Origin of the sequence: Pantoea sp. CTOTU49201, assembly GCF_032054795.1 — a bacterium.
Classification (GTDB): Bacteria; Pseudomonadota; Gammaproteobacteria; order Enterobacterales; family Enterobacteriaceae; genus Pantoea; species Pantoea symbiotica.
In genome coordinates, this window is sequence record NZ_DAMBSA010000211.1 from 1 (window position 1) to 7961 (window position 7961).

Sequence of the window (7961 nt, forward strand, 5' to 3'; positions counted from 1 at the left end):
CAGGAGCAGAGAGGAAAGTTTCGGTGAGGTGGAAAATTATTTTTTGCAGGCGTGCTAGGTGGATTGCTTGAGTCCGAATTTTTTCGCCAATTACTTTGCATCCATTGGTTTTTTTGACGAATCAGTGTGACGTGATTTGCAAGTTGGCGCGGACTGTAAATCATCGCTTATTCTCGTTTGGAGTCGAAATAAAAGTCGGGATTATCCTTTGTGGGGGATAAAGGCAGACTTATCCTTTGCATAGGATAAAGATGCTTAACTCCAGTTCGCCATTCATGGCGTAATGCTGCTCAGTTAAACATTAATTTGCCTATGTATGCAGGTGCGCATGAATGCGCACCCTACGAAAAACGCGCCAATCCTTTGTAGGGTCGCCATTTATGGTGACCGAAAGACGCTTAAGTGACGAGCATTCCGCCATGAATGGCGACCCTACGGATTGGGCTGAATGCCCTTGCAAAACAAACTCAACGTATGCTGAACAATGATTTCACGGTTATAAGCGGGATCGTTGGCAAAGCGGGTGAAGGGCACCAGCACCAGGCTGAGAATCGAGGTCATCAGCAGTTGTGGCTCCAGGTCTGGGTTGAGTAATCCTTGCTGCTGCCAGCCTTCAATCAGCTTTTTCACCTGATCGCGTTCGCCGTGACCAAAGCGTTTTTTGATGTGCTGACCTAAACCGCCTTCACCCTGCATTACTTCCTGCATCCACAGCGGCGCGAACCAGTTGTGTGTGGTAACGATATCGGCCACTTCACGGATGAAGGCACTGAATGTGGTGACAGGGTCACGCGGGTCATTGATGAAGTGCGCCACTAATCGCTGGCGTAATGGCAAAAACCGCTCCTCAACCACGATATCCAGCAGCGATTCACGCGACTGAAAATAGTAATTGAGCATCGCCGGACTGACGCCCGCTTTACGCGCAATCGCGTTGAGCGAGGTTTCGCCGATGCCGTTTTCGGCATACAGCGCCAGGGTGATATCGAGCAGCAGTTCGCGCTGCTGTAAGTTGATGGCGCCACCGCGTGGGCGGCCAGGACGGCGAGGTTTAGCCGCGTTGGCCATTTCGTCAGCAGGGACTTTTCGTGCGGTCATCTTTACTCGCTCACTTGATTCGTGTCAGACTGCGATCAATATTAATTGGGTATTTAATTAATTTCAATTGGTGTCTGTTATGAAACCCCAAACACTCGCGCCGCAGTCAGGCAGCGGGCAGGAGAATCCTCCTTCCGTCCGCCTGCTAATGAGCGCTTTATTACTGGTCATGCTGCTGGCGGCGCTGGATCAAACCATCGTCTCCACTGCATTACCGACTATCGTCGGCGAACTGGGCGGGCTCGATCGCCTGTCGTGGATCGTCACCGCCTATATGCTGGCTTCCACCATTGTCGTGCCGCTGTACGGCAAGTTTGGCGATCTGTTTGGCCGTAAGACCGTGCTGCAAATCTCGGTGATTCTATTCCTGATCGGCTCGGCGCTGTGCGGTCTGGCGCAGAATATGGAGCAGCTGATTTTCACCCGCGCGCTGCAAGGCTTAGGCGGCGGCGGTTTGATGGTGGTGAGTATGGCGGCGGTCGCCGATGTGATTCCACCGCAAGATCGCGGTAAATATCAGGGCCTGTTTGGTGGAGTATTCGGTCTTGCGACCGTGATTGGTCCGCTGCTGGGCGGTTTTATCGTGCAACATGCGTCGTGGCGCTGGATTTTCTACATCAATCTGCCGCTCGGTTTGTTTGCGCTGGTGATCATCAATGCGGTGTTCAAGACCGACAACAAGCGCAAGCCGCATGAAATCGACTATCCGGGCGCGGTGTTTCTCAGTCTGGCGCTGGTTGGCATTACGTTGTTTACCAGCGAAGGCGGCACGTTACGTGAATGGTCCGATCCGCTGCTGTGGTGCATTCTGGCATTTGGTGTGATCGGCGTGATCGGCTTTATTTATGAGGAGCGCCGCGCCTGGGAACCGATTATTCCGCTGTCGCTGTTCCGCAATCGCAGCTTCTCGCTCGCCAGTTTGATGGCGTTTATTGTCGGCATGTCGCTGTTTGGCAGCGTGACGTTTTTACCGCTCTATCTGCAGGTGGTAAAAGGCTCCACGCCCACTGAAGCCGGTTTGCAACTGCTGCCGCTAATGGGCGGATTGCTGATCACCTCCATCGTCAGCGGACGCATTATTAGCCGCACCGGTAAATATCGGCTATTCCCGATTTTTGGTACCTTGCTGGCGACCATCGGTATGGCGCTGCTCACCACGCTAACCATCGATGCGCCGCTGTGGCATATCTACCTGTTTGCCTGTGTATTGGGCATGGGAATGGGCATGGTGATGCAGGTGCTGGTGCTGGCGGTGCAGAACACCGTGACGCCCGATCGCATCGGCGTCGCGACGTCGTCGGTCACGCTGTTCCGTTCGGTGGGTGGCTCGATTGGCGTGGCGCTGTTTGGCGCGGTGTTCAGTCAGGTGCTGAAATCAGGGCTGACCACGCTGGTGGAGCAGGGCAAAGAGTTGCCGCGTGCGCTCGATCCGCAAGCGGTGCATCGTTTACCGCATGATGTGCAGCAAGCCTATTTACAGGTGTTTGGCGATGCGGTGCACTCAGCCTTTCAAATGGCAGCGGGCGTGATGTTGCTGGCCTTTGTGCTGTCGCTGTTTCTGCCGGAATCACCGCTGCGCAAGAAAGACGCAGCGGCTTAACTCTGTTACATCGCCGCGCGCTGCTGCAAGGTTTTTACCGCTTGCGCAGCGTCGCGGCCCAGTTCCGCCAAATCCATCCCGGCTATCACATCATCCTGCATCAACACTTTTCCTGCGCAGATCAGTGCTTTTAAACTGGCGCGTCCGCCGCTGGCCACCGGGCCAATGGCGCGATCGTGCAGGCCAAAATAGCGCGGATCGTCGAGCCGATAGACGGCAATATCGGCGGCCATGCCGGGTGCAAGGCGGCCGGTGTTCAAGCCCAAGACCTGCGCGCCGCCGGATGTGCCCCAGCGCACCACATCTTCGATGCTGGCGGCATCGCCACCGCCTTCAAAAGTGCCACCGGCATAGCGCGGCTGCGCCAGCATGCCTTTGCGTGCGCGCTGAAGCTGCCAGGCGGCGTGGGTTTCGCTTTGCATATCCGCCGCCTCATTCGAGGCCGCGCCATCGACGCCAATCGAGATCTTCACGCCCGCGAGCTCCATCGCCACCAGGTCAGCGATACCGCTGCCGAGACGCGCGTTACTCTGCGGGCAGTGCGCGATACCGCTGCCCGCCGCGCCCAGCATGGCGATCTCTTCCGGCAGCAGTTTCACCAGATGCGCAAACCATACGTCGTCGCCAATCCAGTCGTGTTCGGCGCAAAACTGCAGCGGCGTCATACCGAATTTAGCGCGTGCGGCGTCGAGGAAATCGACGGTTTCCGACAGATGGCTGTGCAGCCGAATGCCGAGCTGACGTGCCAGGCGCGCGCTTTCGCGCAGTTCCTGCGGCGTGGTGGAGTGCAACGTGGTGGTTGGTGCCATCACGATGCGGCGCATCGCGCTATCCTGCGGTTGGTGATAGCGCGCCACCAGCCGATCGACATCGGCCATCATGCTGTCGAAGCTTTCCGGGCGCAGCGCGGTGGGCAAGTCGCTCTCTAAACCGCGACTTTGCGTGGCACCGCCGCGACATAGCACGAAGCGCACGCCCAGCTTGTCTGCTTCATCGAACAGGATTTCTGCGCCATCAAATGGCATATCGGGCCAATAGAGATAATGATGGTCGGCAATGGTGGTGCAGCCAGAACGCACCAGCTCAACCAGGCCAACGCGCGCGGCGATGCGAAATGTCTGTTCATCGAAGGCACCACGAAAGCGGTACGGCGTCGCGGCCAGCCAGCCGCCCAGACTCAGGTTCAGACCTTGCGGCTCGCCTTTGAGCAGCGATTGAAACAGATGATGATGCGTGTTGACCCAGCCGGGATAGACCACGCAATCGCGGGCGTCGATCACGGTTTCATCAGCGGCAGCATCGAGCTCGCCCATTTCCGTAATCAGGCCATCGCGGATGCGAATATCGCGCGCGCTACTGCGCGGTTGCTGTTTGTCGCCGGTCAGAATCGCGGCGCAGTGTTTAACTAACAGTTGGCTCATGAGCAACTCACTCCGCTTTCGGTGCGACAAACTGCGTGCTAAACGCGCTCTGCCAGTCGGTGGAGGCTTTGAGCAGACCGGCGTTGACCATAAAGTCACGCGTTGCCTGCCAGCGCTTATCCGTCATCACGCCTAGACCTTGTTTCGCCGCATCACCGCCGTCAATCAAGTGCAGCGCTTTCATTTGCGACACGCCGAAGGCAAGTATCGCGTCGGTCATCTGCGGGTTCTCTTTTTTGATCAGCGCATTACCGGCCGCCGGATTGGCGAGATAGGATTGCCAGCCTTCCATCGACGCCGCCACAAAACGCTTCATGACGTCCGGCTCTTTTTGCAGTAAATCGTCGCGCGTCACCAGAATGCCGCCGTACGCCGGGTAGCCATAATCGGCAAACAGATAGAATTTGCTGTCCGGCTGCACCTGTTTAATTTGCTGCACTTCAGAGGTGGCGTAGGCTTGCTGCGCGGTATTTTTGTCGGCGAGGAAGGGTTGCATGTTGAAGGTGTAAGGGCGCGCCTGACCATCCTGCAGCTGATATTTACCTTTCAGCCACGGCCACCAGCTGGCTTGTCCGCTGGCTGATACCAGCACGGTTTTCCCTTTTAGCTGATCCAGCGACTTCACATCGCCGTGGGTGACAATACCTTGCGGATCAAACTGAAACGGCGCGGCGATGGCTTTCAGCGGAAAGTTGCGCTCAACGCCCTGCAGCACTTGCAGATCGTAGCTGACGATGACATCAGCACGATTCGCCAGCAGCAGCGTCATGTTATTCAGCTGCGGCCCGCCGGAGCGCACCTCAACATCAAGACCGTATTTTTTATAGATGCCGGTGGCGACCGCCTGGTAATAGCCGCCTTGTTCAGCCTGCGCAACCCAGGTGGTTTGTAATACCAGTTTGTCGGCGGCGTGCGACAGGGCAGAGGTGCTCAGCAGAGCAGCGAATAACGAGAAACGGAAACGCGACATTGTCATAAAACCCCCAATAAACGTTGAGTTTGTTGTCGTCATCAGGGGCATTGCGGCGCATGGCGTGCTCACGATGCGTGATTCGCATCGTCCCCTGACGAGGTACAGCTAAAGCTGTAGAGCAATGTCCTGCGTGAATCTTGTGTCACGCTGACCGCTTATACTCAATGGGGATTTAGCAAAGCGCGTGCCATTCGTGTAACCAACTGAAAGTAAGATATTTAATCTTATAGGTGCAGGTATTTTGATTCATTAGCTGATCATTGATGAGGCAAACCGCCCGTTTTTGCACCGAAGTTGTGCAGGCATGATGCGCAAGATTACTTAACTTGTTGAATTTACAAAGCACCATGAGCTGGCACAGGCTTTGCTTGACTGAAAATGAGTAGAAGCTGTCAACCGTGGTTTCACCCGGTGGGTCATTGCTCGATCGCCTGCACGTAAAGCAGGCGCGGGGATGACTGCCACACAGCGGGTGGGTCATCCGTTATCGCTCAATAACGAGGTGCACCAATGGAAAAGACCACTTATGACATGCATGAACTGGCAAAAGAATCGCGGATGGGCGCGCGCGGCGTGGAAGCGGCGCGTGATGTGCGCATCATCGATCTCTCCGATTTCGACCAACGTAAAGCGGAAATAGCCGATCAACTGTGGCAAGCCGCCACTGAGATTGGCTTCTTCCAGGTTTCCGGCCACGGTATTCCCCTCGACGACATCAATGCGGCTTTTGCTAACGCCGAGCGCTTTTTTGCGCTGCCACAAAGTGACAAAGCGCGTCATCCACTCAGCCGCAATGCCGGCTGGGAATACCGCGCGCAGATTCGTCCCTCCACCGGTAAACCGGACCAAAAAGAGTCGTATCAGATGACACGTCCGCGCATGGAAGGGTTATGGCCGGATGATGCCACTTTGCCCGGCTTCCAACATGATGTACTGAAATTCGAGCGTCAGTGCTGGGAAGTGGGCATGCGCTTGCTCTCCTGTTTTGCCCTGAAGCTGGGATTCCCCGACGACTTCTTTGCCAAAGCGCATGAGCCCTCGCGCGAAACCTATCAAAGCACGCTGCGTATGCTGCACTACTTTGCCATCAGCGGTGAGCCAGATGGCCCGTGGCGTGCGGGTGCGCATACCGATTTCGATTGCCTGACTTTGCTGTTCCAGCGTGATGGGCAGGGCGGTTTGCAGGTGTGTCCGGGCAAAGAGATGGAGGAGCAAATCTGGACGCCGATCGCGCCGCTGGAAGGCTTAATTACCTGTAATATCGGCGATATGTTGATGCGCTGGAGTGATGACAAGTTGCCGTCGAATTTCCATCGCGTCAGCAATCCGCTGCCGGGTGAATCGGTGCCGGCCCGCTACAGCCTGGCGTTTTTCTGCCAGGCGAACGAAGACGTGATTATTGAAGGTCCGGAGAAAAAATATCCGCCTATTTCCGCGAAGGATTATCTGGCGCAGCGTATTAGCGCCAATTTTTCCGGCAAGTATTAAACGTACAGCTGTAAGTCGAAATTGATGCCATTCTGTGCAGGAGCGCAAATATTCTCCTGCACAGAAAAAGCGCAGCGCGGGAAATAGATTTTTAAATCAAATACAAGATGTTACCGTTGCGTAAACTTAGGTAAAAACAATCGGCAAATAAAAGATTTCACCGCATGCCTATTTATTTCTGCAACTTTTTTACGGTATAAATCTCTAACCACTGTCTCCCTCAGCGAAAACACCAACACATGATCAATTCTGCCGCCAGCAAAGTTATCGCCTGCCTGTTTCTTTTTACTTTGGCCGGTTGTTCTTCTAAGTCTTCGCATGCGCCTGCAGAGGATAGCGGTGACACCTCGGCTGACGGTGGCAAGCAGCCCGATTTAATTCCGGTGATTGCCGCGCTGCACGATCAAATGCATTCGTGGGAAGGGACCAAATATCAGTGGGGCGGTACGCAATTAACCGGCGTCGATTGCTCGGGATTTGTCTGGCGCACGCTGAAAGATCGCTTCAATATTCCGATGGATCGCGTCACCACCAAAGAGTTAATTGCCATGGGCAAACCGGTGGATCAGGCGCATCTGCAACCCGGTGATTTAGTGTTCTTCCGCATTAAGCGCGAGCTGCACGTCGGCTTTTATGACACCGATCATCAATTCCTGCACGCCTCGGTGAGTCAGGGCGTGATGCGCTCTTCGCTAAATAATCCGTACTGGAAATCGGTTTATTTAGAGGCGCGGCGCTTGCCGAAAGAACAGAATTCGCAGATCAGTTTCAATTATAAAAACAAGGTTTGATGAGTGCGCATTAATGCGCGAATGTTCGAAAGGATCGCCATGAATGGCGACCCTACGGTTAATTAAAACTGATACGAAACGCTCATCGAAACACTGCGCGGCGCGCCATAAACGTAGCTGTTCATGTAGCTGTAATATTCGCGATCAAACAGGTTATCGACGTTCGCCTGCACCGCCACCTGCTTAGTCACCTGATAACGCGCAAACAGCGATGCCAGCGGGAAGCTGCCCTGATAAACGCGCACGGTATTGCCGCTGGCATTGGTGGCATCTTCAAACACGCGGTTCTGCCAGTTGATGCCGCCGCCAACCGTCAGATCCGGCAACATTGGTAGCTGATAACGGGTGAACAGTTTGAAGGAAGTTTGCGGCTGATAGCTGTTGAAACGTCCCTCTTTATCCCGCGCCACGTAGCGTGTGGCACCAAACGTTAGCTGCAGATTATCCGTTAGCGCCCCGTTCAGCTCAAACTCCGCACCTTTACTCACTGCACCTTTAGCCGGCGCATAAGCCTGTTCGTTGCCGCTCAAGTAGACGCCATTAATCGCCTGACCAACGTTATCCTGCTCAATACGGAATACCGCCAACGT

7 protein-coding genes are annotated in these 7961 nt (G+C 55.0%); 3 read left to right on the top strand and 4 right to left on the bottom strand.

Annotated elements, in window-relative coordinates:
• Nucleotides 1-432: 432 nt before the first annotated feature.
• Nucleotides 433-1098: a TetR/AcrR family transcriptional regulator gene (locus RTY00_RS15010; protein ID WP_312664974.1), complete on the bottom strand. Its 666-nt coding sequence runs from the start codon at nt 1096-1098 to the stop codon at nt 433-435.
• A 79-nt stretch (nt 1099-1177) separates the two neighbouring features.
• On the opposite strand from RTY00_RS15010, the gene RTY00_RS15015 reads away from it, so the two are divergent.
• Complete coding sequence (locus RTY00_RS15015) at nt 1178-2698, top strand: MDR family MFS transporter (protein ID WP_312664976.1); 1521 nt, start codon at nt 1178-1180, stop codon at nt 2696-2698.
• A gap of 5 nt (nt 2699-2703) precedes the next feature.
• Here the strand turns inward: RTY00_RS15015 and RTY00_RS15020 are convergent, their stop codons facing one another.
• Together RTY00_RS15020 and RTY00_RS15025 are read right to left on the bottom strand one after the other, a co-directional pair.
• Nucleotides 2704-4119 (bottom strand): amidohydrolase family protein, encoded by a 1416-nt coding sequence (locus RTY00_RS15020; protein ID WP_312664977.1) that lies wholly within the window; start codon nt 4117-4119, stop codon nt 2704-2706.
• A gap of 7 nt (nt 4120-4126) precedes the next feature.
• Entirely contained in the window at nt 4127-5095 is a 969-nt protein-coding gene (locus RTY00_RS15025) for an ABC transporter substrate-binding protein (protein WP_312664978.1), read from the bottom strand.
• Nucleotides 5096-5602: 507 nt separating this feature from the next.
• Between RTY00_RS15025 and RTY00_RS15030 the strand changes: the two genes are divergently transcribed.
• Together RTY00_RS15030 and RTY00_RS15035 are read left to right on the top strand one after the other, a co-directional pair.
• The gene (locus RTY00_RS15030) at nt 5603-6580 is read left to right on the top strand and encodes a 2OG-Fe(II) oxygenase family protein (protein WP_312664980.1); all 978 of its coding nucleotides are present in this window, start codon (nt 5603-5605) and stop codon (nt 6578-6580) included.
• Nucleotides 6581-6819: 239 nt separating this feature from the next.
• On the top strand, nt 6820-7371 hold the full coding sequence (locus tag RTY00_RS15035; RefSeq protein WP_312664981.1) for an NlpC/P60 family protein: 552 nt from the start codon (nt 6820-6822) through the stop codon (nt 7369-7371).
• A gap of 62 nt (nt 7372-7433) precedes the next feature.
• Here RTY00_RS15035 and RTY00_RS15040 read toward each other — a convergent pair.
• The coding region (locus RTY00_RS15040; RefSeq protein WP_312664982.1) for a TonB-dependent receptor domain-containing protein at nt 7434-7961 on the bottom strand (528 nt) is incomplete at its 5' end.

Coding starts and splice junctions, on each gene's coding strand:
- RTY00_RS15010 (WP_312664974.1), bottom strand. CDS start 1,098: ATGACCGCACGAAAAGTCCCTGCTGACGAAATGGCCAACGCGGCTAAA.
- RTY00_RS15015 (WP_312664976.1), top strand. CDS start 1,178: ATGAAACCCCAAACACTCGCGCCGCAGTCAGGCAGCGGGCAGGAGAAT.
- RTY00_RS15020 (WP_312664977.1), bottom strand. CDS start 4,119: ATGAGCCAACTGTTAGTTAAACACTGCGCCGCGATTCTGACCGGCGAC.
- RTY00_RS15025 (WP_312664978.1), bottom strand. CDS start 5,095: ATGACAATGTCGCGTTTCCGTTTCTCGTTATTCGCTGCTCTGCTGAGC.
- RTY00_RS15030 (WP_312664980.1), top strand. CDS start 5,603: ATGGAAAAGACCACTTATGACATGCATGAACTGGCAAAAGAATCGCGG.
- RTY00_RS15035 (WP_312664981.1), top strand. CDS start 6,820: ATGATCAATTCTGCCGCCAGCAAAGTTATCGCCTGCCTGTTTCTTTTT.